We start from the raw sequence: 25,144 nt of genomic DNA on the forward strand, positions 1-25,144 counted from the left end.
CGACGGGGGAATCGCGTCAGGCACTGCGGGGGGTGGCCGAGATGGTCCTCACTTCGGGGACGTCCGGCTGCTCGAGCCGGTGGTCCCGCTGGTCCAGGTTCACAAAGATCATTCCGTACCGGATGGCGCACCGCACGGGCTGCGGCGCCCCCCGAGGCCGCCGCAGACACCGGTACGCACGCACGTCGCCGTCCTCGTCCAGCGTGACGACGACCGGCTCGCCGAAGACGGTCACCATCAGGGAGTCACCGGCGTGCGGGATCGCGGTGACCAGGTCGATGAAGTGCCAGCCGGAGCGGTAGGCGGTGGCCATTTCTCGCCGGAAGGAGCGGTCGTCGGGTGGCGTCGTCATGTCAAGACCACGCACTGTCGTCCGTGACGGCTGCTGCCTCCTCGCCGGCGGGCGAGGCAGTCACCGCCGCCAGCGACCAGGCGCTGTCCGCTCGAGCGTCACCCTTCTCGACGGAGAGGCCACTCAGTGTTCCGAAGGCCACAACGGCGGAGAAGGCGGCGACAAGCACCGAGCGAAGCATTCTCTTAGACATAGTCGGCTTCGTCCTCACTTGAAGGTCCCCTCTTCCCCCGTCGGATAAGACGATGGCTCATTCAGGCACGTCATGGCCACACAATCGGTGCATCATGTTCCTGCACGTTCAGGACCCTGGGGGGTGGAGATTTGACAACAAATCAGGCCAAAGCGACACATCCCCATGCCATTACGGACCTGTGCGAGGACGGCGGGCGGCTCTACGCGAACGCTCTGCGCACTGGACGTATAGCCCGTGGTGAGGCGGAGTCCGTCCCCTGCCTGATGGAGTTCGCCCTGCTCCATCCCGATCCCGACGACGCGAACTGGCTGCTCCCCGTGTCCCCGGCGGTCGCCCTCGCCCGGCGGCTGAATCCCATCGAGCACGAGATCTCAGAGCGCAGGCGCAGTTCCATCGAGCTGGCCGCCGCCTTCGAACCCTTCATGGCACTCAGTGCGCAGGGCGCGGCACCGACGCACTCGATCACCGTGCTGGAAGGTCTCGACCGCATCAACGCGGCCCTCGACCTGGCCACGGATCAGTGCCTCATCGAGATGCTCACTGTGCAACCGAGCGCCCGGCATCCCGAACGCCGGCTCATCGAAGCACTGGAACGTGACAGAACCCTGATCGGACGAGGAGTACGGATCAGGACGCTCTACCAGCACACGGCACGGTACAGCCCGGAGCGCCTCGCCTACGTAGACCAGTTTCCCAACGGGAAGGCCGAGTACCGCACCATCGACGAACTGGTCGAGCGGCTCATCATCTGCGACGAGACCGTGGCCTTCATTCCCATCCGGGACGACCGGCAGGTCGCCCTGGAGATCCGGCACCCCGGTCTCGTCCGTTACCTGATCAAAGTCTTCGAGTTCATTTGGAGCCGAGCGGTCCCGCTCACCGCGGGGGCCCCGTACGAGACGGCTCCTGACGGCATCACCGACATCCAGCACTCGATCGCCAAACTCCTGGTGGAAGGGCACGTCGACGAGGCCATCGCCCGGCGCCTGGGCATGAACGTGCGCACGTGCCGGGCCCACATCGCGAAACTCGCGTCGGCCCTCGGCAGCGGCAGTCGCGCCCAACTCGGCTACCTCATAGCCCAGTCCGGCATTTTGCAGGAGGGACAACAAGGCTCCGACGTGGGGGAGGGGACCCCGTGACCGACGAGACGTACGACCGCCGCACCCCGGCCGATCCCACCCCGCACCCCGCCCACGGACCGGAGGAGTTGTGCGCGGAGGGGACGGAAGTCTACGTGCGGGCTCTGCGCGAAGGACGGTTGCACACCACGGAGGCCGGATCGGCGCCTTGCCTCGCGACCTACGACTTCCTCCGGCCGGCACTTGACGACGTGGACTGGCTGGAGCCGGTGGCTCCTGCCGTGGCGTTGCACAAGCTGCTGCGTGCCTCGGAGGAGCGCGTCGCAGACGAACGCAGACGCTCGGAACGACTGGCGGAGAGCTTCGAGCCGTTGATGCGGGTGAGCGCGCAGTACGACACCTCACCCACCGATCCCTTGATCATGGTTCACAGCGAAAAGGACCACATCAGTACCGTCCTCGACAAGTCCATGATCCATGCGACCGAGGTCCTGACCATCCAGCCGCACAACAGCTACACACCGTCCAAGGCCCGTTTCAGGGACGCCGCCCTGAGACGGGACCAGGAACTGCTGGACCGTGGTGGTCGCATCCGGGCCCTCTACCAGCACACCCTGCGCCACGCTCCACCGATCCTGGCGCGTTACGAGCAACTGCGTGGCGACGTGCAGGCCCGAACTCTGGACGAGGTCACCGACCGCCTGATCATCATCGACCGCGCGGTGGCCTTCATCCCCGCCAACGCCGACCGCAGTCTCGCCCTGGAAGTCCGTCAGCCTGCCCTCGTCACCTACTTGACCACGACGTTCGACCGCCTCTGGCGCCTCGCCACCCCCATGCACCCCCAAGCCGTCCACCAGCCCACCCTCAACGGCATCACCCCCCGCCAACGCGCCATAGCCGCCCTCCTGGTCGAAGGCCACACCGACACCGACGTCGCCGACCGCCTCGGCATGAACGTCCGCACCGCCCGCGTCCACATCGCCAAACTCGCCGCCACCCTCGGCAGCGAAAGCCGGGCTCAGCTCGGGTATCTCATCGGGCAGTCGGGGATTCTCGACCGGGAAGAATGACAGGGGCGGGGGCGGTCCGCGGAGAGCCGTCCAGGCCGGCCTGGGCTATGCGGACGCCCAACTGTGTGCGGCTGGCCGCGCCCAGGGTCTCCGAGAGCCGGGCGATGTGCGCGCGGGCCGTGCGGACGCTGATGCCGAGGCGTTCCGCGATCACCGCGTCCTGGTGGCCTTCCGCGAGGAGCGCCGCGATGGACTGCTCGCGGTGGGAGATGCCCTCGATGCCGGTGTCGGGGAGCGCGGCGGTCAGGGGGATCCCCAGGCGCCACAGACGTTCGAAGACCGTGACCAGGTAGGCGATCAGTGCGGGGTGGCGCAGTTCGAGGGCCATCGTGCGGTCGGTGTTGGCGGGGATGAAGGCGACGGTGCGGTCGAAGAGGATGAGGCGGTCGATGACCTCGTCCAGCGTGCGGGCCTCCACCGCGTCGCCCATCAACTCCAGGTAGTTGAGCAGGCCCTGGCCGTGCCGGGCCACGTGCGTGTACAGGTCCCGCATCCGCACCCCGCGCCCGCGCAGCGCCAGCGCCCGGTGCAGCCCCTCCGACAGCTCGTGCTCGCGCCGGATGCCGCCGGGCTGGACGGTGAGCACCTCCGTCGTACAGGCCTGGGTCGCCTCGTCCATCGCGGCCTGGATGCGGGAGAGGCCGTCCAGGACCCGGATCGCCGTTCCCTCGGGGCCGGCCGGGGACTGGAGCAGCCGGCCCAGGTCCGCGTACCACTCGAACGCCTCCACGGCCGAACCCACCCGCCGCTGACTGGCGCTCACCTCCTCCTGCACCCCGCGCAACAGCCGCGTCATGACCTCCTGCGGGGAGGTCGGCACCAGCCAGTCCATGTCGTCGGGGTCGGGGTGCAGCAGGGCCAGTTCGAGCAGGCAGGGGACCGGATCGGCGTCACGCCGCGGTATCCGGCCGCGCCGGACGGCACGGGAGTACACGCGGTCCCCGGCCGCGCACAGCCGGTCGGCCCCGTGCGGGTGCTCCTGAGCCCCGTGCCCGGCCATCGCCCATCCCACCCCCGGTTCCGGCTCTTCCGCAGCGCAACTATGCGCGGCCGGGACCGGCTCCGCAACAAGGGTCCGTCGCCGCCGACGGCACATATGTGGGGTAATCATCCGTTACGCTCACCCTCCGCCTCTCCTCGTTGCAACAAGCTGAAGGTGCCGGAGAGATGTACGCAGCGTGCATGCTGGGTGACGGCGGGGCCTGACCGACTCCGCCTGCTGTATGGCGACTTGGTGGGCAAGCGGGGGGGACAGAGAGCGTGATACGCGTAGGAATTGTCGGCCGGGAGCCGCTGGAACGGGCAGGCATCAGGCGCGTCCTGGAGGCGGACAGCAGGATTCGGATCGTCGGTGAGGCCTCGGAGGCCGAGCCGCACATCAGGCGGACTGCACGCCTGGACGTCGTGGTCAGCAGCCACACGCATACGGAGGAGGCACTCGACAACCTCCGGTTACCGAAGGCCGCCGTGCTGAGAGCCACGAACGTCCCGGTCTCCCGTCCGGCGCACGTCGTACTGGTCGACCGCTTGTCGGAACACACCACGCGCGTGCTGCTGCACCACGGCGCCCGCGGGATCCTGCTGCGTGGCAACTCCGTCCGGCACCTCCCGTGGGCCGTACGCGCGGCGGCGGCAGGCACGGTCGCCCTCGGGCCCGTGGCCGCCCGGTTCCTGGTCGACCAGTACGTTCGGCCCGGCCGCACGGCCGATGCGGTGGCCGCCGCGCGCGGTTTGCTGGAGAAGCTCAGCTCCAGGGAGCGGGAGATCGTGCACCTACTGGCGGACGGGGTGTCGAACCCCGACATGGCCGAAACCCTGGGGATCAGTACCCACACGGTCAAGGACCACATCCGCGGGGTCTACACCAAGCTCGGTGTGGACAACCGCGTGCAGGCATCCCGCGTCGTGTGGCAGGCACACGTGCACGCACAACCACAGCCTACGAGCCCGCAGGCACACGGTTCGGATGCCTGCGGTGGTCTCCAGGCGCCGTGAAGCCCGGCCTTCGAGCGAGCGCGTCAATCGTTGCGCGGGCGCCACACCAGTCCCGCCGCGGATGCCGTACGCGCACCCCACCAGGCCATCACCGCCGCGCACGCCAGACCGGCCGCCCCCACCGCCGACAGGGCGGACAGCCGGTCGGCGGAGTCCGCCATCAGCGGTGTCGTCACGTACCAGGTCACTGCGACGGCCGCGCACACGGCGAACGCGGTCGGCACCAGGAGTGACCAGACGGAGACCGCGTAGTACACGCGGCCGTTGCCGCTCAGCACCGAGACCGGGCCCAGTTCGCGGCCCGTCCGGACGAACTGGGCCACCGCGCCGATCCCGGCCACGACCACGATCACCAGCACGCCCGCCACGGAGAGCAGTTCCAGCCACCGCCCGGCCGCGATGCCCTCGCCGCTGCCTCCGAAGGTGCCGACCATCGCGAACACCTGAACGTCCGTCGCCATGGCCACATGCGCGTTGGCGGCCCGGTGCACCCGTGACAGGGACAGCTGCCGTCCGTCCTGCGCGAGGACCACCAGGGCCGCTTCCTCGGACGTACGCACCGTCTTCGTCACGTCTCCGGTACGGGCGTGAAGACGCACCCCGACCGACCGCTCCAACTCCGCGGCCTGGGCCAGACCGGCATGACGGGTACGGAGTTCGGCAGGGGCCGCCGTCGGGCACTCGACGCCCAGGTCCCGCCATACCGGGCAGTCCGCGACGAGGTCGGTCCGCCCCGACCGGGGGTCCCTCGTCACGGCCAGGGCATGCACTCCCGGCCCCAGGTCACTTTCGAAGGACGCCACGTCGGCCGTGGTCGTGGACAGCGTCGTGGAGACCTGGACCACGCTGGTGCCGAGGTGTTCCTCCACCGCCTCGACCCGGTCGCTCATGTCCGTGAAACAGGCTGATCGCGATTTGCCCCTGCGCCGCGAGACCCACCGCGACGACCACCGCGGCCACCAGCCGCGCGACCGGACGCGCGCCCACCGCCAGGCGCCGGCCGGCGACCAGCATGCCCACCCTGCCCCGCGCGGCACCGAGCCTGGCCAGTGCGGGTCCCGACGCCGACACCACCGCACCGGCCACCCCGGGCAGCAGCGCGATCGTGATCACGCTGCCGGCCGCCAGAACGGGCAGGCGCAGGTCGTACGGTGCCAGGTCGGTACCCCGCACCGTGCCGAAGAGGGCCACGGGAAACAGCCACAGCATCCACTCACGGCGCCGTCCGGCAGCCACGGGCCGGGTCGAGGCGCCGGGTCGGTAGCGCGGCTGGAGCAGCACCACGGCGGCGAGCACGGCGAGGGGGACGCCCACCACTGCGCCCACCAGGGCGGGGAGCGCCGCGCGGGCGTCGGCGACGTACAGCACGAAGTCGACGACGGGCAGCGGTGTGTCCGTGAGGAGTACGGGAGCGACGGCCACGGCCGCCGCCGACGCGCCGAGGGCCACGGGCAGCACCGCCTCGCCCACCGTGAACCAGGCGCGGGCGCCGCCGGAGGCGCCCAGGGCGGTCAGGACGGCGGTCCGGCGGTCCCGGGCGGCGGCGCCGACCCGGGCGGCGATCACGACGAACAACCCGGCGGGGAGGCCCACCAACGCCAGATAGGCCCAGTGGAACTCCTTCGGGCCGAAGTTGTACATGTGCTCCCCGAGCGACGGTGTCCAGGAGACACCGAATCCCGAAGCCCCGGTCATCTCCTCCGGGTCCAGCCGTTCAGCCGTCGGCCGTACATACGCGAAATACTCGCTCGGCGACTCCAGGCCGTCCGGAGCGATGGTGCCCTCGGCCCGCCCGTACTCCTCACGCACCTGAGGGCCGACCGCCTTCAGCGCCGGAGAGAGCACTGCCTCACCGGGCCTCGGCCACCGGCTCAGGCCGGGAGGCAGCGGCGCGTCGGGCGTGAGGGGCTCGATGTACACCACGTCGTACTGGCGGTCGTCGACACTCGCCAGGGTCGCCCGCCACAGCAGCGTGGCGGAGCCGTCGTCCGCGACCTGCGGCCAACGGGCCTGGCTGCGCTCGGTGCGACCGTCGAAGGAGGACGCGGCGAGCAGGAAGCCGCAGACCGCGAGGACCGCCACTGTGGTGGCGGCTAACAACGCGAAGTAGCGGATGCGGCCCGCCTCGGCCGACCGGGACGCTGCCCGTCCCGTGCGCAGGAGTGTGCGTCGCAGACCGCCGCCGTTCACCGCGCCTCCTGGGCCTGAACCAGGCGTCCCTCGTGCAGGTACAGCCGCACGTCGGCACGCCCGGCCACCATCGGGTCGTGCGTCACCACCACGAGGGCGCACCCGTGTTCCCGCGGCGTGCTGAACAGCAGGTCGGCCACGGCTTCCCGCTGTTCACCGTCCAGCGCACCGGTCGGCTCGTCCGCCAGCAGCAGTTCCGGCGTGTTGACCAGGGCGCGGGCCACGGCGACGCGCTGCCTCTCCCCGCCCGACAGGTCCTGCGTGGCCGTGGCCTCGGGGACTCCCAGTCGGGTGAGCAGGGACTCGGCACGGGAGCGGGCCTCGGTGACCGCGTCGCCGGCCAGCAGGCTCGCGATCATCACGTTCTCCACCGGGGTGAGTTCGGGGAGCAGCTCGCCGAACTGGAAGACCATGCCGACGTGCCGCCGCCGGTGCGCGGCGAGGGCACGCGCGGACAGCCGGGTCACGTCCTGGCCCACGACCTCGACGCGCCCCGACTGCGGTCGGATCAGCCCCATGACGCACATCAGCAAGGTGGACTTGCCGCTTCCGGAGGGGCCCATCACGGAGACGGAACTGCCCGCCGGGACGGCGAGGTCGGCACCGTCGAGCAGGCTGCGGCCGGATACGCCGTAGACCACCTCGCTCAGGCGCAGGGCAAGTGGCACGGGGGTTGAGGTCATGCGGAGCTCCCTTGGTCGGCGGGATCACTCGATGCCGAGAACTGCGCCAACGCACGGCTGACCGAGGAGCCGGTGGGCCCCTCGGTCAGGCTGTGGTCGGGCGGTGCGGACGGGGACGGAACCGCACGGGAGTTGGCTGTGCGGTTCCTGTGACTCCCAGACTGTCCCGGGGCGACCGACAGGAGAATCCCCCTGTTGGGGGGTATGCCCCCCCACCTTCGGGGGGGACGCCGGCCCTACTTCAGCCCCGCCTCCGCGCAGGCGTCCGCGTACTTGGCGGTGCAGATGTCGCTGATCTTGTAGAACTCGTCCGCGACGACCGTGTCCTTGATGTTGTCCTTGGTGAGGGCGACGACGGGGACGAGCTGGGCGGGGATGCCCTTGTGGGTGGGGCTGTCGACCTTGTCGCGGGCGAGCGCCTCGAACTGGATGTCGCGGCCCTGGACCCGGGCGACGGCCATCTCCGCGGCGTTCGCGGCCTCCTGCGGATAGGACTTGTACACGCTCATGTACTGCTCGCCGGTGACGATCCGCTGGACGGCGGCGAGTTCGGCGTCCTGGCCGGTGATCGGGGGCAGGTCCGTGACGCCCGCGTCCTCGAGGGCCTTGATGATGCCGCCGGCCATGCCGTCGTTGGCGGAGTAGACGCCCGCGATGTTCTTCTTGCCGATCTTCTCGATCGCCTCGGTCATGTTCGCCTCGGCGTTCTCCGGCTTCCAGTCCTTGGTGTCGAAGGACTGGGCGATCGTCACCTTGCCGTTCAGCTCGGACAGCGCGCCCGCCTTGAACTGTTTGGCGTTCGGGTCGGTCGACGAGCCGTTCATCATGACGATCTTGTCGGAGCCGGCCGGGTCGCCGCCGAGCGCCTCGATGAGGGAGCGGCCCTGGACCTCGCCGACCAGCTCGTTGTCGAAGGAGATGTAGGCGTCGATCGGACCCTCGGCCAGCCGGTCGTAGGCGATGACGGGGATGCCGGCGTCCTTCGCCTTCCGCACGCCGTCCGCGATGGCGTGCGCGTCGACCGCGTCCAGCACGATGACGTCGACCTTGTCGTTGACCATCTGCTGCATCTGGTCGGCCTGCTTGGTGGCGCTGGCCTCGGCGTTGGCGTACTTGACGTTGCCCTCGTCGCGCGTGAGCTCGCCGACCTTGGCCTTGAAGAAGGGGTAGTCGAACTGCTCGTAGCGGGTGTTCTCCTTCTCCGGCAGCAGCAACCCGATGGTGATGTCGTTGCCCTTGGTCGGGCTCGCGTCGTCGCTGCTCTCCGATGCGCCCAGCACACCGCAGGAGGCCAGCGAGAGGGTCATCAGGGGCGCGGCCACGGATATGGCGATACGACGGGCACGGCTACTCACTGCGCTTTGCCTTCCGACACACGGGCGTGGTGGACGAACCGGGTGGACCCGGGTGAACCGGGTGACTCCAGTGCCCCCCGGGGCCCCGGCAACGCCCGGTGAAGGAAGCCAACGCTGTCTTCACCAAATCGTCAAGAAGTACTAGACCAATGAGACAGCACCGTTGTGAACCAGCCCCGGGGGACGGGCGGTCCTCCGGGGCTGTCGATGCCGTATTCCCTTGTGCCGCCTGCCGGTCCCGGTCAGTCCGGGGACTGTCCGTGGCGCTTGGGGCGCCAGACCACCAACGCGCTGGTCTGCTGTACCTCTTGGTAGGGGACCAGGTCACGGCGGTAGGAGGCGTGCACCGCGGCCTCGCGCTGGCGCATCGCCGTGGCCGCGCCGTCGAGCGCGGCGGCCAGCTCCGCCGCCCGGGCCTGGAGCGCGGCGACCTGGTTCTCCAGCTCGATGATGCGCTTGATTCCGGCCAGGTTGATGCCCTCGTCCTGCGACAACTGCTGGACCTGCCGAAGCAGTTCGATGTCGCGGGCCGAGTAGCGCCGGCCGCGGCCCGCCGTGCGGTCGGGGGAGACCAGGCCGAGACGGTCGTACTGCCGCAGCGTCTGCGGGTGCAGTCCGGAGAGCTGGGCCGCCACCGAGATGACGTAGACCGGGGTGTCCTCGGTCAGTTCGTACGGGTTGCGTCGACGACCGTCCATTCCCGTCAAGCTCCCTTCGCGGCCTGGAACAACTCCGCCCGCGGATCCTCGTCCGCGGTCGCCTCGCGATACGCCTCGAGCGCGTCACGAGCCTTCCCCGTCAGGTCCTTCGGAACACTCACCTCCACGGTGACCAGGAGGTCGCCGCGGGTGCCGTCCTTGCGGACCGCGCCCTTGCCCCGGGCCCGCATGGTGCGGCCGCCCGGCGTGCCGGCCGGCAGCTTCAGCGTGACGGGAGGACCGCCCAGGGTCGGGACCCTGACCTCGCCGCCGAGGGCCGCCTCGGCGTAGGTGACCGGGACGGTGACGGTGAGGTTGTCGCCCCGGCGGCCGAAGACGGGGTGTTCCTTGACGTGCACGACCACGTACAGGTCGCCCGCCGGGCCGCCCCGCTCGCCCGGCGTGCCCTTGCCGCGCAGCCGGATGCGCTGCCCGTCCGAGACCCCGGCGGGGATACGGACCTGCATCGTCCGCGAGGACTTGGCGCGTCCGGAGCCCTTGCAGACGTCGCAGGGGTCCTCGGCGATCAGACCGCGGCCCTTGCAGTCGGGGCACGGGTCGGTGAGCGAGAAGCCGCCGCCCGAGCCGCGGGCGACCTGCCCGGTGCCGACGCAGGTCGGGCACACGCGCGGCGTGCCGTTCTTGTCGCCGGTGCCGGAACAGGCCTTGCAGGGCGCCTGCGAGGACATCCTGAGCGGCACGGTCGCGCCCTCGATGGCCTCGATGAAGCTCAGGGTGACCTCGGACTCGATGTCCTGCCCGCGCCGCGGCTGCGTGCGCGTGCCGGTGCCCGGTGAGCCTCCGGTGCGGTTGAACAGGCCGCCGAAGACGTCCCCGAGGCCGCCGCCGAAGCCGCCGGCGCCCCCCTGGCCCCCGCCCTGGGCGCCGCCTCCGAAGAGGTCGCCCAGGTCGAAGTTGAAGGTGCCGCCGCCCGCGCCCGGCCCCGGACGGAAGCCGCCGTTGCCGAAGAGGCTGCGGGCCTCGTCGTACTCCTTGCGCTTCTTGGGGTCGCCGAGGATGTCGTTGGCCTCGGAGATCTCCTTGAAGCGCTCCTCCGCCTTGACGTTCCCCTTGTTGGCGTCCGGGTGGTTCTCGCGGGCGAGCTTCCGGTACGCCTTCTTGATCTCGGCCTCGGTGGCGTCCTTGGGGACGCCGAGAACCTTGTAGTAGTCCTTCTCGATGAAGTCCTTCGTGCTCATCCCCGACGTCCCTCCTCTCGCGTCCTGCGTGTCACTTCGAGCTCAGCCCTCGTCCGGGCCACCGCTCTCCTTGGTCCCGGCGCCGTCCTCCGCGTCGGAGCCGTCCTGCCCCTCGGAGCCGGACTCCGCCGGCTTGACCGTCTGGGCGCCCGGCTGCGGCTCGGCGACCGCCACCCGCGCGGGGCGGATGGTGCGTTCGCCGATCCGGTACCCGGGCTGCAGGATCGCCACGCAGGTCGTCTCGGTGACGTCCGGTGCGTAGGAGTGCATCAGGGCCTCGTGGATCGTCGGGTCGAAGGGCTCGCCCTCCTTGCCGAACTGCTGGAGGCCCATCTTGGCGATGACCGTCTCCAGCGAGTCCGCGACCGACTTGAAGCCGCCGACCAGTTCGCCGTGCTCCTGGGCGCGGCCGATGTCGTCGAGTACGGGAAGCAGCTCGGACAGGAGGTTCGCCACGGCGATCTCCTTGACCGCGACGCGGTCCCGCTCGACCCGGCGGCGGTAGTTCTGGTACTCGGCCTGGAGGCGCTGGAGGTCCGCCGTGCGCTCGCCGAGCGCCGTACGTGCCTGGTCCAGCTGGGCCACCAGGCCCGCGTTCTCACTTGCGTCCCCGGCCGGGGCCGCCCCCTCTTCGGAGGCGGCCTGCGGCTCGGCGGCGTCGGGGGTGGCGCCAGAGGGGACGTCGGGCTTCTCGTCGAAGCCCGGGGTCTCCTCGGTCACGCCGCACCGTCCTTGCGCTCGTCGTCCACGATCTCGGCGTCGACGACGTCGTCGTCGGCACCCTTGCCGTCGGCACCGGCACCCGCGTCGGCGCCCGGGGCCTCGCCGCCGGCGGCCTGCGCGCCCTGGGCGTCGGCGTACATGGCCTGGCCCAGCTTCTGCGAGACGGCGGCGACCTTCTCGGTGGCGGTGCGGATCTCGGCGGTGTCCTCGCCCTTGAGCTTCTCCTTCAGCTCGGCGACGGCACCCTCGACCTCGGTCTTCACCTCGCCGGGGACCTTGTCCTCGTTGTCCTTGAGGAACTTCTCCGTCTGGTAGACGAGCTGCTCGCCCTGGTTGCGGGACTCGGCGGCCTCGCGGCGGGCGTGGTCCTCCTCCGCGTACTTCTCGGCCTCCTGGCGCATCCGGTCGACCTCGTCCTTCGGCAGCGAGGAGCCGCCGGTGACGGTCATCTTCTGCTCCTTGCCCGTGCCCAGGTCCTTCGCGGTCACGTGCATGATGCCGTTGGCGTCGATGTCGAAGGCGACCTCGATCTGCGGGACGCCGCGGGGCGCCGGCGGCAGACCGGTCAGCTCGAACATCCCGAGCTTCTTGTTGTACGCCGCGATCTCGCGCTCGCCCTGGTAGACCTGGATCTGCACGGAGGGCTGGTTGTCCTCGGCGGTGGTGAAGATCTCCGAGCGCTTGGTCGGGATCGTCGTGTTCCGCTCGATCAGCTTGGTCATGATGCCGCCCTTGGTCTCGATGCCGAGGGACAGCGGGGTGACGTCGAGCAGCAGGACGTCCTTGACCTCGCCCTTGAGGACACCGGCCTGGAGGGCGGCGCCGATGGCGACGACCTCGTCCGGGTTGACGCCCTTGTTGGCGTCCTTGCCGCCGGTCAGCTCCTTGACGAGCTCGGCGACGGCGGGCATACGGGTGGAGCCGCCGACGAGAACGACGTGGTCGATCTCGGACAGCTGGATGCCGGCGTCCTTGATGACGTTGTGGAACGGCGTCTTGCAGCGCTCCAGCAGGTCGGAGGTCAGCTGCTGGAACTGGGCGCGGGTGAGCTTCTCGTCCAGGTGCAGCGGGCCCTCGGCGGACGCCGTGATGTAGGGGAGGTTGATCGAGGTCTCGGTGGACGAGGACAGCTCGATCTTGGCCTTCTCGGCGGCCTCGCGCAGGCGCTGGAGGGCCATCTTGTCCTTGCCGAGGTCCACGCCGTGGCCGGACTGGAACTGCTTGACCAGGTAGTCGACGACGCGCTGGTCCCAGTCGTCGCCACCGAGGTTGTTGTCACCGTTGGTGGCCTTCACCTCGACGACGCCGTCGCCGATCTCGAGCAGCGAGACGTCGAACGTACCGCCACCGAGGTCGAAGACCAGGATGACCTGCTCGTCCTTGTCGAGGCCGTACGCCAGCGCGGCGGCGGTGGGCTCGTTGACGATGCGCAGGACGTTGAGGCCCGCGATCTCACCGGCCTCCTTGGTGGCCTGGCGCTCGGCGTCGTTGAAGTACGCCGGGACGGTGATGACCGCGTCGGTCACCTTCTCGCCCAGGTAGGACTCGGCGTCCCGCTTCAGCTTCTGCAGCACGAAGGCGCTGATCTGCTGCGGGTTGAAGTCCTTGCCGTCCAGGTTGACCTTCCAGTCGGTGCCCATGTGGCGCTTGACCGAGCGGATGGTCCTGTCGACGTTCGTGACCGCCTGGCGCTTGGCGACCTCGCCGACGAGCACCTCACCGTTCTTGGCGAAGGCGACGACGGACGGCGTGGTCCTGGCGCCCTCGGCGTTGGTGATGACGGTGGGCTCGCCGCCCTCCAGAACGCTGACGACGGAGTTAGTCGTGCCCAGGTCGATGCCGACCGCACGTGCCATGGTGAATAACCTCCAGCTGACTTGAGTGGAACAGGCTCAAGTGTGCATGACGCCCGGCACTGGGTCAACAGAGGTGAGCGGGGCAGGCTCAACTCTTATCCGTTCCTTACGCGCAACGACGCGCTGACCTGCACCTTCTCATCACCACCGGCCCGACGAAGCGGAAAAATCGCCCCACGGAAGGACGCGCCGCCCGCGACTCCGGTTGCCCGGAGTGGCGCCGGTGATTCCTGACGCCGCCGACGGGGTCAGGGTTGCCTCAGCGACGCAGATCACCGCACGTCCGACTACAGTGCGGCGGAGGATGGGGGTAGTCTCAGACGGACTGAATAAGTTACCGCTTAGTAATACCGAGTAAGACCCAGTACCACCGAGTATCACCGCCCCCCCTCGTAACCTCGCAGGCCCGAGGAGCCCCCAAATGCAACTCGCCGCGATCATCGTGTCGCTGGTCCTGATCGTGGTCGGCGTCGCACTGTTCGGCCGCGCCGTCCTGCAGATCGTCACCTACATGCGGCTGGGACAGCCGGTGCCGGCCGGAACGCGGACCAACGACCCCGTGGACCGCACCGTCACCGTGGTCAGGGAGTTCCTCGGCCACACCCGGATGAACCGCTGGGGCATCGTCGGTGTGGCGCACTGGTTCGTCGCGGTGGGCTTCTTCTCCCTGCTGCTGACCATCGTCAACGCCATCGGCCAGCTCTTCCAGGCCGACTGGATCCTGCCGGTCATCGGCGACTGGGCGCCGTACAACGTCTTCGTCGAGTTCATCGGCACGATGACGGTGCTCGGCATCCTGGTGCTCATCGGCATCCGGCAGCTGTCCCACCCGCGCAAGCCGGGCCGCAAGTCCCGCTTCGCCGGCTCCAACTTCGGCCAGGCGTACTTCGTCGAGGCCGTCATCCTCATCGTCGGCGTCTGCATCTTCATGCTGCACGCGCTGGAGGGCGCCCTCCACCACGTCGACGGCTACGAGGCGTCGTTCTTCATCTCGTACCCGGTCGTCTCGGCGCTCCGGGACGCAGACCTCGGCACGCTCCAGAACCTCGTCTACTTCTTCGCCGCGCTGAAGATCGCGACCTCCTTCATCTGGATGATCACGGTCGCGCTGAAGACCGACATGGGCGTCGCCTGGCACCGCTTCCTGGCCTTCCCGAACATCTGGTTCAAGCGGGACGCCAAGGGCGGCACCGCGCTCGGCGCGCTGCTGCCGATGACCTCGGGCGGCAAGCCGATCGACTTCACCGACCCCGGCGACGACGACGTCTTCGGCGTCTCCCAGGTCGAGCAGTTCTCGTGGAAGGGCCTGCTGGACTTCTCCACCTGCACCGAGTGCGGCCGCTGCCAGTCGCAGTGCCCCGCCTGGAACACCGGCAAGCCGCTCTCCCCCAAGCTCCTGATCATGTCCCTGCGCGACCACGCGCACGCCAAGGCCCCCTACCTGCTGGCCGGCGGCGGCAAGACGATGGAGGGCGAGGAGAAGGCGTCCGCCGAGCAGCTCGCCGGTGTCCCGGCCGCCGCGCTTGCGGAGGCCGAGCGCCCGCTGATCGGCACCCTCGAGGAGCAGGGCGTCATCGACCCGGACGTCCTGTGGTCCTGCACCACCTGCGGCGCCTGCGTCGAGCAGTGCCCCGTCGACATCGAGCACGTCGACCACATCGTCGACATGCGCCGCTACCAGGTCATGATCGAGTCGGCGTTCCCGTCCGAGGCGGGCACGATGCTCAAGAACCTGGAGAAGAAGGGCAACCCCTGGGGCCTGGCGAAGAAGCAGCGCCTGGAGTGGCTCAAGGAGCTGGACTTCGAGGTCCCGGTCGTCGGCAAGGACATCGAGGACCTCACCGAGGTCGAGTACCTGTACTGGGTCGGCTGCGCCGGCGCCCTGGAGGACCGCGCCAAGAAGACCACCAAGGCCTTCGCCGAGCTGCTCCACATCGCGGGCGTCAAGTTCGCGATCATGGGCGGCGACGAGAAGTGCACCGGCGACTCCGCCCGCCGCCTCGGCAACGAGCCCCTGTTCCAGGAGCTCGGCATGGAGAACGTCATGTCCCTCAACGCCGCCTTCGGCGAGGAGATGGACGACGACGGCAAGGTGGTGCCCGAGTCGGCGAAGCCCAAGTCGGCGAAGAAGATCGTCGCCACCTGCCCGCACTGCCTCAACACCCTCGGCAACGAGTACCCGCAGCTCGGCGGCGACTACGAGGTCATCCACCACACCCAGCTGCTCCAGCACCTGGTCGACGAGGGCAAGCTGCTCCCGGTCACCCCGGTCGAGGGCATCATCACCTACCACGACCCGTGCTACCTGGGCCGTCACAACAAGATCTACACCCCGCCGCGCGAGATCATCGCCGCCGTCCCGGGCGTCCGCAACGAGGAGATGCACCGCCACAAGGAGCGCGGCTTCTGCTGCGGCGCCGGCGGCGCGCGGATGTGGATGGAGGAGCGGATCGGCAAGCGCATCAACAACGAGCGCGTCGACGAGGCCCTGTCGGTCAACCCCGACATCGTCTCGACCGCCTGCCCCTTCTGCCTGGTCATGCTCACGGACTCGGTCAACGGCAAGAAGAACGACGGCAAGGCCAAGGAGTCCATCCAGGTCGTCGACGTCGCCCAGCTGCTGCTGGACTCCGTCAAGACCCCGGCCGACCCGACCGGCGAGCCGGAGCCGGAGAACGAGCCGACGCCGGAGCCGGTGAAGTAGCCGCCTTCCGGCCGCGTTCTCGACCGACACCCCCGGGTTCCGTACGAACCCGGGGGTGTCGTCGCGTGTCGAACACGTGCATCATTACCCGGTCGTTGTCGGTGAGGGTGATACGGGTCGATACGGACGAGGTGAACGGTGCGCCTGCGAAGACACACTGTGACCGGCGCAGCCGCCTGCGGTGCGGTGCTGCTGCTCGCCGCCTGCGGCCACGGCCCCGCACACGCCACCAAGGACGCCGCTGCGACCCCCGTACGCGCCGCCCAGGCCCCCGCCCTGCTCCCCGTCCCGCGCGGCCGGGGCAGCGAGGTCCCCGACGACTTCAACGGGGACGGTCACCGCGACCTGGTCCTCGACTCCCTGGTCACGGCGGAGAGCCACGCGGACGACGCCGGCATCGGCATCGTCTACGGCTCACCCCGCGGACTGGTGCCGGGAGCCCGGCAGTTGCTCACCCCCACGCGGCACGCGGCGCCGGTGGACGGCCGGTCGCCGGCCGTCTTCGAGGCGGAGGCCGCCTGCGACCTGGACGGCGACGGCTTCACCGACCTGGTGGTCACCACCGACCCGCCCTACGACGGCCAGGGCCGCCCCCCGGTCCCGCTCCAGCTCCTCTTCGGCTCCCCGGCCGGACCGGCCGGCCGCGCCGTCCCGCTGACCGTGCCCGACCGGGCCCGGTACGGCAACGACTGGCCCGAGCGCCCGGTGTGCGGCGACTTCGACGGCGACGGCGCCGAGGACCTCGTCCTCCACGCCTCGACCGGCCGCCTCAGCTACCTGCGCGGCCCCTTCACCCGCGAGGGCGCCCCGCACGTGGCCGCCGCGCCCCTCCCCTCCCCCGGCGAGGCACCCACCGGCCCCGCCGCCGACGTGAACCGCGACGGCTACGACGACCTGGTCGTCCGCGCCTCGGCGGGCCCCGGCAAGGCCGCCGTCGTCCTCGGCGGCCCCGACGGCCCGGACCGCACCGGGACCACCCTGCCCACCGGCGTCGACGTCGCCCTCGGCGCCTTCGGCCGGGGCAGGGCACTGGACGCGGCCGTGGGCACCCTGGACGGCACCGCGCTGCGCTACGACCTGCCCACCGGCGTACGCGGCACCTTCGACACCCCCGGCACGATGCTCGACGCCGCCGACTTCGACGGCGACGGCCTGAGCGAACTGGTCTCCAGCGGCTCCGGAGTACGTGTGTATCCCGGCCGCGGGACGGGCCCCACGACGCGGGACGCGGTCACGGTCCGGCCCTCGTCGGCGGGCACGACACGGGTGCTGACGGCAGGCGACTTCGACGGCGACGGCCTGGCGGACCTGGTGCTGCGGACGTACCGGGGCGACACCGAGGACACCGTCGAGGTCCACCGGGGCACGACCAAGGGCGTGGTCACGGCACGGGCCGCGGTGACGTTCTCGACGTCGCAGTTCCTGACCCCGTAGGGGACCGGCGGGCGGACCCGCGGTTCCCGCCGGCCGGTCCTCGGGGAGGCCTCGGGGACCCCCCGTAAGGGATGTCACAGCTCGGCAGCAAAGGACCCCCGAACGGCCGGGCCCCGCACGTCACTCTCCGGGACCAGGTACGTTCGAAGGCGTGGCTGGATTCAGGATCGGACGCGGCCGGGACAACGGCGCTCCAAACGCGCGACCGCAACGCCCTCCGTACGGACAGCAGGCGCCCCAGAGACCGCCGTACGGCGGACCTGCGGCGCCTCGGCAGCCGTACCCGCAGCCGCCGTACGGAGGTGGCGCCCCCGGCCCGGCCCCCGGCGGATCCCCGTGGCCGCAGGCCCACGGCGGCGGTCACGGCGGCGGCCACGGCGAGCCGGAGTACTTCGGCGACGGCGGCTACGGACCCGGCGGGCACGGGCAGCCCCAGCAGGCCCCGTACAACCCGTACGCGGCCAACAACCCGGGCCACACCCAGGCGTTCACGGTCGACGACCCCTACAACCAGGGCGACACCTACCGCGCCGGTTCCGCCCCCGCGCCCGGCCCGGTCGGCCCCCGCCTGCACTGGAAGGACCTGCTGAAGGGCATCGTCCTCGCGCCCAACCAGACCTTCCTCCAGATGCGGGACTACGCGATGTGGGTCCCCGCCCTCGTCGTGACGTTCCTCTACGGCCTGCTGGCGGTCTTCGGCTTCGACGGCGCCCGCGAGGAGGCGATCAGCGCCACCCTCTCCAACGCCATCCCGATCGTCCTGACCACGGCGGTGGCGCTGGTGCTGAGCGCCTTCGTCCTGGGCGTGGTCACCCACACCCTGGCCCGCCAGCTCGGCGGCGACGGCGCCTGGCAGCCGACGGTCGGCCTCTCCATGCTGATCATGTCCCTCACGGACGCCCCGCGCCTGGTCGTCGCGATGTTCGCCGGCGGCGACGCGCCCTTCGTCCAGATCCTCGGCTGGGCCACCTGGGTCGCGGCCGGCGCCCTCCTCACCCTGATGGTCAGCCGCTCCCACGACCTGCCCTGGCCGAAGGCGCTGGGCGCGTCCGCGATCCAGCTGATCGCCCTGCTGTCGATCGTGAAGCTGGGCACGTTCTAGTCCCGGACAGGTGGAAGGGCCCCGGCGTGTACGTCACGCCGGGGCCCTTCGCGCAGCGTCGCGTCGCCGCTGTCCGCCGGTCCGCCCGGTCAGGCGTCGAGCACCTGGCCCTCCCGCCGCACGACGGGAGGCAGCACGGACCACGGGAAGTTGATCCACTCGTCGGTCCGCTTCCACACGTACTCGCACTGGACGAGAGAGTGCGACTTCTCATAGATCACCGCGCTGCGGACCTCGGCGACCGTGTCGAGGCAGAAGTCCCGCACCAGCTTGAGCGTCTTGCCGGTGTCGGCGACGTCGTCGGTGATCAGGACCTTCTTGTCGGAGAAGTCGATGACGTTCGGGACCGGCGCGAGCATGACGGGCATGTCGAGGGTGGTGCCGACGCCCGTGTAGAACTCCACGTTCACGAGGTGGATGTTCTTGCAGTCCAGCGCGTACGCGAGCCCGCCCGCGACGAAGACACCGCCGCGCGCGATGGACAGCACTATGTCCGGCTCGTAGCCGTCGTCGGCGACGGCCTGCGCCAGCTCGCGCACGGCGACGCCGAACTGCTCGTAGGTCAGATTCTCCCGAACATCACTCATGCGTGCGTCCCGCCTGCGTTCTCGCCGCTCATACCGCAGCTCATACCTGGGTCCGATGGAAATTGAGGTAGGACCGGGAGGCCGTCGGCCCTCGCTGGCCCTGGTAACGGGACCCGTAGCGCTCGCTCCCGTACGGGTGCTCGGCCGGCGAGGTGAGCCGGAACAGGCACAGCTGCCCGATCTTCATCCCCGGCCACAGCTTGATGGGCAGGGTCGCGAGATTGCTCAGCTCCAGCGTCACGTGCCCCGAGAATCCCGGGTCGATGAACCCGGCGGTGGAGTGCGTGACGAGGCCGAGCCGACCGAGCGAACTCTTGCCCTCGAGCCGCGAGGCGAGGTCGTCGGGGAGGCTGACGACCTCGTACGTACTGGCCAGCACGAACTCACCGGGGTGCAGGATGAACGGCTCGTCGCCCTCCGGCTCCACGAGCCTGGTCAGGTCCACCTGCTCGACGGAGGGGTCGATGTGCGGGTACCGGTGATTCTCGAACACCCGGAAGTAGCGGTCGAGGCGCACGTCGATGCTCGACGGCTGCACCATGGAGTCGTCGAACGGATCGATCCGCACCCGACCGGCGTCGATCTCGGCCCGGATGTCCTTGTCTGAGAGAAGCACGCACCGAGGATACGCAAGGCGCGCGGAGCAACGACAACCGCCGCCACGCCACGCGCCCGAACCACTCTGCGTCTGTGCTACCGCGTCTCCGCGGCCGCGTCTCCGCCAGCGCCTGTCCGCTACCGCTTCTGCGCAGCACCCACGGGCACGGCACTCCGCAGCCGCGCACACCGCGGACATCGGACGAGCCGACCGGGGCCGAGTCGCTCGGCCTGCTGCATCGGGAACGAGCTGGCGGTGAATACGTGCCCATCGGCACAGCGGACGACGGTGCGCTCCATCAAGTCCTTCAAGTCCCTTCCCCAAGAGCCGCGTCTGGCTTACTACCCTGACGACAAAAGCCACAGTACGGGATGAAAGAGACGACTCTCCAGGCGGCACTCCGCCCTCGCACACACCCTCTTCGGGGCCCCCACGGTACGCCCCAACCCCGAGCCCCCGCAGCCGCATCCACCCCCCGGAACGACCAACGGCCCCACGGGCGCGAACACCGGGGACCGGGCATGGGGTAGAGTGAGCGAGCGTCCAGACACCGGCCGTGGTCGGCGTCTTACGCGGGTGTAGTTTAATGGTAGAACATCAGCTTCCCAAGCTGAGAGCGCGAGTTCGATTCTCGTCACCCGCTCCACTCTTAACCCCCAGGCCATCAGGCCGGGGGTTTCTTGTCGTCTAGTCCAATCGCAGAGTGGCGTGCCCTCCGCGTGCCCTAAGTGCAGGCGGGTGGTGCCCAGGTGGGTCCTGACACGCCATTCCAGCCCACCCGGCTCCGGAACGTCTCGAATCGCGAGACGCATTTCGTGTGACCTGCGCCACTCTCTGCGCTGTCGGTGGGAAGTAGCTTCCGCAAAGCAGCAGTTCGCGCCGTAAGGCGGTGGCACGACGTCACTGTGCGATCGTGGCCACCGGAAGGACTACGGCGCGACTGAATGCCATGGCGCGTCAGCGCGGGTGGGCAGCGCGCCGGCGGTCAGCCGCAAGGCTTAGGTGGGCTGCTCGGTCCCGGGCACGGGGCCGAGGTAGATGTTGGCCGGCCATGTGGAGCCAGGCGGGCAGGTCGAGCGGGGGCTGGTCCCGTCACCGCCCTCGTCATCGCCGCCGTCGCCATCAAGGAAGGCCGCGACGCGTAGCACGGCATGGGCTGTTTGCGCGCCCGCGTCCGCCGCAGCGGTCCCGTCCGTGGCGGCCGCAGTAGACGCCTGCGGCTGCCGGGTCGGCTGTGACTGCTGCAGCTGACCCGGCAACGCGAAACGGGCCACGGCGTGGTGCCGGGGCCCGCTTCGTGTTCAGGAGCATGGCCTTGCCGTTGGTGGCTGTTCCGTCGTGCCCCGGAGCCGCGACAGGCGCCGCGGAGCCGGCCCTCGTCGACTCACCGGACGACGGACAGGTGGGACCGGTCGGTCTTACCGGTGCGCTGCCGCCCCTCACCCTCCTGCGTGGTGACGACGAGGCCGAAGACGAGGTCACTGAGGTCGGCAGGCTGGAGATGCAGCTCGCGGGCGATGTCAGTGAGCCTTGTGCCCTCACTTCGCAGGGTCGCGAACACCTTGCCCAGAATTTGGGACGTTTCGCGGACCACGCCACTGCGCGGCTCGGACTTGCGGTAGCCGAGGCGGCCTAGTTCCACGCAGTGAGTTCGGTACTGCCACTCGGTCGTCAGGCCCAGCTCGTGCAGCCGGTGGGCCAGCGCCATGGCGGCGACCTTCCAGCGGCGCTTGGCCTGAAGGATCCAGTTGGTGCTCGCACCGCGCGGGGCGTGGGCGAGGACGTCCGCTCGTGGCATCAGAAGCGCGGCTGCGAACCGATGGGCCTCGGCTTCGGCTTGCGGACCGTGCGGCATCTGCTCCTCACCATGGAGGACGAGGTGTCCGAGTTCGTGGGCCGCGTCGAAGCGTCCGCGCTCCGCGGTCTTCTCGGTACTCAACAGCACGAACGGAATCCCACGATCCCAGAAGGAGAACGCGTCGATCTCTGGGCAGTCCCGGGAGAGCGAGAAGACGCGCACTCCGTGCGCCTCCAGCAGGTGCACGGCATTCGGGATCGGTGCGTTGCCAAGACCCCAACGGGCCCGCACCAGCGCGGCAGCTTCCTCGGCCGGCACGTCTGTGCCCGCGTCCTCCCCCGGGTGAGGGACTCGGTCTTCGTCCGAGCCGAGGCGGCTGAAGGATGTGAGCGTCGGGATGTCGGGAGAGGGCAAGCGGAAGCGCGCGCCGATCCAGTCCTGAAGGACCCGAGCCAACCGTCCGGAGCTGAGGGCGACGTCCCGCTGCGAGGCGGTCATCTTGCTCAAGGCGCGGAAACTCACCGAGTCCACCGTCAGCTCGGCAACGTCCTCGGCGGTGAAGAAGGATGGCGGGAACTCCAAGGCCGCCGCGAGCGCCTCCAGGGACGGCGGGCTGGGAGCAGCCCGCCCGTTCTCGAAGTCGGACAGCCTGCGCGGCGTCAGGCCGGCCATCTGGGCGAGTCGGGTGACGGTCAGTCCTCGACGCTTGCGCGCCAGGACCAGCCGGGATGCGGTGGTCATGGGAGGAGCCAAGTGTTGGTCGTGCTGAGTGGTCAGGACAGGCGCTCGATCGGAATGTCGATGCCCCCCTGGCCGTCGTCGATGTCGTCGACGAACGGAGTGAAGCCCTCGAAGTCGATCCAGGGAAGGATGATCCGCTCGTACCAGCTGCTGATCTTGCCACGGCCGCCGGTGTCATTGGGGAGCGAGAGCTCGGCGTGGAGCCGAGTTCCCTGGTCGGTCTTCGAATGGTGGTAGAGCAGGAACCATGTGGGGATGCCGTCCCCCGCGTCTTGCTGCTCGGGCGCCGACTCCACCTCGCCGAACAGCAGAAGCTGACGGTTGGCCTCCACCCTCTTCGTCACAGCGTTGCCCTTGGGGTAGCGCGTGGAGGGGGTCAACGCGGCATAGCCGGTCTCCGCACTGCCGCTGGATGCTGCGATCGCGAAGTCGCCGGAGGGCGAGAGGAGAAGAGGAACGTTGCTCGGACTGACGCTGGTCCACCCGTCCGGCTTGTAGGTCTCTCGCAGGAAGCGGATCGTGCGGCCCCAGAAGATGTTGCCGGGCAGTGAGACCGGATCCAGCGGCGTGCAAAAACTACGCTCCGCCTCGGCTCGGCGCAGGACGTCCTCGATCGCCTCGACCGACAGCCCCAGCTCGGCGAGCCGATCACGGACCCGAGGACTCTCCGCGTGCACAACAGCCATGCCCAGCCTCTCGACGCACCCAATCGACTTCCGGAAACTCTCCCTCATATGAGGGGGAAAATCAAGAAGCGAGGCTGGTCAGTGGCGCCACGACGAACGCGAGACGATGGCATCACGACACTGGTAGTCCCAAAACAGCGCGGCTCAGCACATGCGCGATCCGCCCTCTGCACGCAGCCGGCCGCGCCGCAGGCCGAGTGTGCTACGCCTCCTAGGCCCTTCGCTCAGCGTCAGACGCCTCGTGCCTCTGGGCCCGGACCTCCGCATCGATCCCCTGGGCCAGCCTCCGCTGGTGCTTGGCCGTCGAGTGCTGGTAGATGAGCTGGGCGCGCTCCGAGGACTGGCCGGCGCGCACCATGAGATCCTTCAGCTTGGCGCCGGTGTCGGCGGCAAGAGTGTTGCCGGTGTGCCGGAGGTCGTAGAAGCGGAAGTTGTCGGGCAGCCCCACCTTCGTCCTGGCCTTGCGCCACTTCCGTCCGAACGTCGAGCGGCGGAATGGAGCGCCCTTCTCTCCTACAAAGAGGAGACCATCCGGCTCCTTCTCGGCGAACCACTGCACATGGCGACGCACCTCCGGCAGGAGGAAGTCGGGCAAGTACACGGTTCGCTTGCCCGCTCGTGATTTGGGATCGCCGGTGACCCTCCTGCCGTTGGTCAGCTCCGGGGACGCATGCGTGATCCGTAGGGAGCATTCGTCGAGATCGACACTGCGGCGGCGCAGCTCGGCCAGTTCCTCGGGACGGAGCGAGGCGAAAGCGCCGAGCAGGACCATCAGGCGCCAGCGCGGACCCATGGCGTCGGCGAGGTCGAAGACCTGCTCCACGGTGGCGGTCGGCCGCTCGTCGGCTTCCTCGCGACCGGCACCCTTGATCCGGCACGGGTTGGTCCGCAGGAGGTCGTCGTCGGCCGCGGTCTGCAGGATGGCTTTCAGCAGCCGGTACGACTTGGCGACCGTCGTCGCACCCGTTGCCTTGAGCCGCTCGGCTCGCCAGGTGCGGACGGAAGGCGGTGTGATCTCGTCCAGGTCCTTGCCGCCGAAGGCCGGCAGGAGGTGCAGGCGTAGCAGGCCGTCGTAGCGGTCGACCGTGGTCGGAGCCAGACCGCGCTCATCCACCCAGCGGAGGGCGTACTTCTCGAAGTTGATCGCACCGGCGTCCGGGTCACGCCAGTGGTCGCGTTCGATGTCGGCGCGGACCAGGTTCAGCCAGTCCTGCGCGTCGGTCTTCGTGGCGAACGTCTCGGGGGCCTTGTGGCGCTGCCCGTCCGGGCCCAGATAGCGGGCCTGCCATCGACCGGACGGAAGCTTGCGTACGGTGCCGAACTCCCGTCGGCGCTGGGGCTTGCGTGTCGGCATCAGGCGGCCCTCCCGTACCGAGCGCGGGTGCGCCGGGTCGGCTCGACCGTGCGCGCCTCGATGTACTCGGTGACGGCGCTCTCGGGGACGCGCACGGGACGGCCGAGCTTGACGTAGCGAATGCGGCGCTCGGCGATCAGGCGGCGAATGAACCGTTCGCCGGTACCGAGCTGTTCGGCGGCTTCCGCCACCGTCAGAAGGCGATCAGTCATGGGCGACCGCCTCCTTTCGGCTGCGCTGCTGAGGGCAACGGGCCGGGGCTATTGCGAGTGGGTGCAACGGTGAGGCTTCCTTACCGAGGTCGGGAACTGGAGCGGGCACGGCGGGCCAGGGGTGGCTTCAACAGGTCGCGGAGCCCTGGAGCAGGGCGCGGGCCGGGACGCGAAGTGCCTGCGCGAGGGCGAGCAGATCGTCGATGTCGCAGCGGCGCTGTGCGCGTTCGATACGGGACAGCATCGTGTTGGAATTGGCCGGCCGAGGGCGGTGACGCGAGCGGCCAACTCTCGCTGGGAGAGGCCACGCTCGGTACGGAGAATTTCGATCGTGCGGGCGGCCCTTATCCCGGCCGGGCCGATTTCCAGTGAACGTGCTGCCATGGCTCCAATTCTCGGCTGTGTTCGCCGGTTTGGTTAACCGGCGATCGTCGGCTATGTTGCGCCACCCTGCGCTTGGCGAGCGGGTGGCCATTTCGTCGATACGTTCCCCGTGACAGTGGCCCGAGCAGTGCTCGACAGCGTC

At 69.7% G+C, this 25,144-nt stretch carries 23 protein-coding genes, 1 tRNA gene and 1 pseudogene; 7 read left to right on the plus strand and 18 right to left on the minus strand.

All coding sequences use genetic code 11. From position 1 onward, the window contains the following. Positions 1 to 16: 16 nt before the first annotated feature. Positions 17 to 352: a hypothetical protein gene (locus OHA99_RS17470; RefSeq protein WP_007451819.1), complete on the minus strand. Its 336-nt coding sequence runs from the start codon at positions 350 to 352 to the stop codon at positions 17 to 19. A 1-nt stretch (position 353) separates the two neighbouring features. Next, complete coding sequence (locus OHA99_RS17475) at positions 354 to 563, minus strand: hypothetical protein (RefSeq protein WP_322746713.1); 210 nt, start codon at positions 561 to 563, stop codon at positions 354 to 356. A 113-nt stretch (positions 564 to 676) separates the two neighbouring features. Here OHA99_RS17475 and OHA99_RS17480 point away from each other — a divergent pair, with 113 nt between their 5' ends. Continuing rightward, the gene (locus OHA99_RS17480; protein ID WP_153178763.1) at positions 677 to 1,690 is read left to right on the plus strand and encodes a helix-turn-helix transcriptional regulator; all 1,014 of its coding nucleotides are present in this window, start codon (positions 677 to 679) and stop codon (positions 1,688 to 1,690) included. Next, positions 1,687 to 2,703 carry a helix-turn-helix transcriptional regulator gene (locus tag OHA99_RS17485; protein WP_153178764.1) on the plus strand — a complete coding sequence of 339 codons (1,017 nt, stop codon included), beginning with the start codon at positions 1,687 to 1,689 and terminating at the stop codon, positions 2,701 to 2,703. Before OHA99_RS17480 ends, OHA99_RS17485 begins: the two co-directional genes overlap by 4 nt. Here the strand turns inward: OHA99_RS17485 and OHA99_RS17490 are convergent. Further along, entirely contained in the window at positions 2,666 to 3,703 is a 1,038-nt protein-coding gene (locus OHA99_RS17490) for a LuxR C-terminal-related transcriptional regulator (protein ID WP_164383894.1), read from the minus strand. The two genes, OHA99_RS17485 and OHA99_RS17490, sit on opposite strands and share 38 nt — an antisense overlap. 260 nt (positions 3,704 to 3,963) lie before the next feature. On the opposite strand from OHA99_RS17490, the gene OHA99_RS17495 reads away from it, so the two are divergent. Next, positions 3,964 to 4,698, plus strand: a complete 735-nt coding sequence (locus OHA99_RS17495; protein ID WP_405696582.1) for a LuxR C-terminal-related transcriptional regulator — start codon at positions 3,964 to 3,966, stop codon at positions 4,696 to 4,698. Positions 4,699 to 4,721: 23 nt separating this feature from the next. On the opposite strand, the gene OHA99_RS17500 is transcribed toward OHA99_RS17495, so the two are convergent. From OHA99_RS17500 to dnaK, 8 genes are all read right to left on the minus strand, one after another. After that, on the minus strand, positions 4,722 to 5,588 hold the full coding sequence (locus OHA99_RS17500; RefSeq protein ID WP_405696584.1) for a hypothetical protein: 867 nt from the start codon (positions 5,586 to 5,588) through the stop codon (positions 4,722 to 4,724). Continuing rightward, positions 5,482 to 6,888, minus strand: a complete 1,407-nt coding sequence (locus OHA99_RS17505) for a hypothetical protein (protein ID WP_405696587.1) — start codon at positions 6,886 to 6,888, stop codon at positions 5,482 to 5,484. The genes OHA99_RS17500 and OHA99_RS17505 overlap by 107 nt, the downstream gene beginning before the upstream one ends. Continuing rightward, positions 6,885 to 7,571, minus strand: coding sequence for an ABC transporter ATP-binding protein (locus tag OHA99_RS17510; protein WP_405696590.1), 687 nt, complete (start codon positions 7,569 to 7,571; stop codon positions 6,885 to 6,887). Before OHA99_RS17510 ends, OHA99_RS17505 begins: the two co-directional genes overlap by 4 nt. A 236-nt stretch (positions 7,572 to 7,807) precedes the next feature. Beyond that, positions 7,808 to 8,926 carry a substrate-binding domain-containing protein gene (locus tag OHA99_RS17515; protein ID WP_153178769.1) on the minus strand — a complete coding sequence of 373 codons (1,119 nt, stop codon included), beginning with the start codon at positions 8,924 to 8,926 and terminating at the stop codon, positions 7,808 to 7,810. A gap of 242 nt (positions 8,927 to 9,168) precedes the next feature. Beyond that, positions 9,169 to 9,624, minus strand: a complete 456-nt coding sequence (locus OHA99_RS17520) for a heat shock protein transcriptional repressor HspR (protein ID WP_007451804.1) — start codon at positions 9,622 to 9,624, stop codon at positions 9,169 to 9,171. Between the two features lie 5 nt (positions 9,625 to 9,629). After that, positions 9,630 to 10,823 (minus strand): molecular chaperone DnaJ, encoded by a 1,194-nt coding sequence (gene dnaJ / locus OHA99_RS17525; RefSeq protein ID WP_366472325.1) that lies wholly within the window; start codon positions 10,821 to 10,823, stop codon positions 9,630 to 9,632. 42 nt (positions 10,824 to 10,865) lie between these two features. Beyond that, a complete protein-coding gene (gene grpE / locus OHA99_RS17530; protein WP_164383896.1) occupies positions 10,866 to 11,543 on the minus strand; it encodes a nucleotide exchange factor GrpE in 678 nt (225 codons plus the stop codon). Further along, positions 11,540 to 13,402 (minus strand): molecular chaperone DnaK, encoded by a 1,863-nt coding sequence (gene dnaK / locus OHA99_RS17535; RefSeq protein ID WP_153178772.1) that lies wholly within the window; start codon positions 13,400 to 13,402, stop codon positions 11,540 to 11,542. Before dnaK ends, grpE begins: the two co-directional genes overlap by 4 nt. A gap of 421 nt (positions 13,403 to 13,823) precedes the next feature. Between dnaK and OHA99_RS17540 the strand changes: the two genes are divergently transcribed. The 3 genes from OHA99_RS17540 to OHA99_RS17550 all read left to right on the plus strand — a co-directional run bounded on the left by OHA99_RS17540 (position 13,824) and on the right by OHA99_RS17550 (position 18,642). Beyond that, entirely contained in the window at positions 13,824 to 16,106 is a 2,283-nt protein-coding gene (locus OHA99_RS17540) for a heterodisulfide reductase-related iron-sulfur binding cluster (protein ID WP_405696599.1), read from the plus strand. 159 nt (positions 16,107 to 16,265) lie between these two features. After that, positions 16,266 to 17,540, plus strand: a complete 1,275-nt coding sequence (locus OHA99_RS17545) for an FG-GAP repeat domain-containing protein (protein ID WP_405696602.1) — start codon at positions 16,266 to 16,268, stop codon at positions 17,538 to 17,540. 151 nt (positions 17,541 to 17,691) lie between these two features. Beyond that, complete coding sequence (locus OHA99_RS17550; protein WP_405696605.1) at positions 17,692 to 18,642, plus strand: Yip1 family protein; 951 nt, start codon at positions 17,692 to 17,694, stop codon at positions 18,640 to 18,642. Positions 18,643 to 18,731: 89 nt separating this feature from the next. On the opposite strand, the gene OHA99_RS17555 is transcribed toward OHA99_RS17550, so the two are convergent. Together OHA99_RS17555 and dcd are read right to left on the minus strand one after the other, a co-directional pair. Next, positions 18,732 to 19,229, minus strand: a complete 498-nt coding sequence (locus OHA99_RS17555) for a phosphoribosyltransferase (RefSeq protein ID WP_007453367.1) — start codon at positions 19,227 to 19,229, stop codon at positions 18,732 to 18,734. A 40-nt stretch (positions 19,230 to 19,269) separates the two neighbouring features. After that, positions 19,270 to 19,845: a dCTP deaminase gene (gene dcd, locus OHA99_RS17560; protein ID WP_153178776.1), complete on the minus strand. Its 576-nt coding sequence runs from the start codon at positions 19,843 to 19,845 to the stop codon at positions 19,270 to 19,272. A gap of 554 nt (positions 19,846 to 20,399) precedes the next feature. On the opposite strand from dcd, the gene OHA99_RS17565 reads away from it, so the two are divergent. Then, positions 20,400 to 20,473: transfer RNA gene (locus OHA99_RS17565), tRNA-Gly, on the plus strand. Between the two features lie 738 nt (positions 20,474 to 21,211). Here OHA99_RS17565 and OHA99_RS17570 read toward each other — a convergent pair. The 5 genes and pseudogenes from OHA99_RS17570 to OHA99_RS17590 form a co-directional block, all read right to left on the minus strand. Beyond that, complete coding sequence (locus tag OHA99_RS17570) at positions 21,212 to 22,366, minus strand: helix-turn-helix domain-containing protein (RefSeq protein WP_405696609.1); 1,155 nt, start codon at positions 22,364 to 22,366, stop codon at positions 21,212 to 21,214. A 32-nt stretch (positions 22,367 to 22,398) separates the two neighbouring features. Beyond that, entirely contained in the window at positions 22,399 to 23,052 is a 654-nt protein-coding gene (locus tag OHA99_RS17575; protein WP_405696612.1) for a hypothetical protein, read from the minus strand. Positions 23,053 to 23,263: 211 nt separating this feature from the next. Then, positions 23,264 to 24,406 (minus strand): tyrosine-type recombinase/integrase, encoded by a 1,143-nt coding sequence (locus OHA99_RS17580; protein ID WP_405696615.1) that lies wholly within the window; start codon positions 24,404 to 24,406, stop codon positions 23,264 to 23,266. Beyond that, positions 24,406 to 24,618 (minus strand): excisionase family DNA-binding protein, encoded by a 213-nt coding sequence (locus OHA99_RS17585; RefSeq protein ID WP_405696618.1) that lies wholly within the window; start codon positions 24,616 to 24,618, stop codon positions 24,406 to 24,408. Before OHA99_RS17585 ends, OHA99_RS17580 begins: the two co-directional genes overlap by 1 nt. A 127-nt stretch (positions 24,619 to 24,745) precedes the next feature. Next, positions 24,746 to 25,002: pseudogene (locus tag OHA99_RS17590) on the minus strand (helix-turn-helix domain-containing protein). Positions 25,003 to 25,144: the final 142 nt, after the last annotated feature.

The sequence above is a fragment of the Streptomyces coelicoflavus genome, assembly GCF_045041415.1.
In the GTDB taxonomy this organism is placed as follows: domain Bacteria; phylum Actinomycetota; class Actinomycetes; order Streptomycetales; family Streptomycetaceae; genus Streptomyces; species Streptomyces coelicoflavus.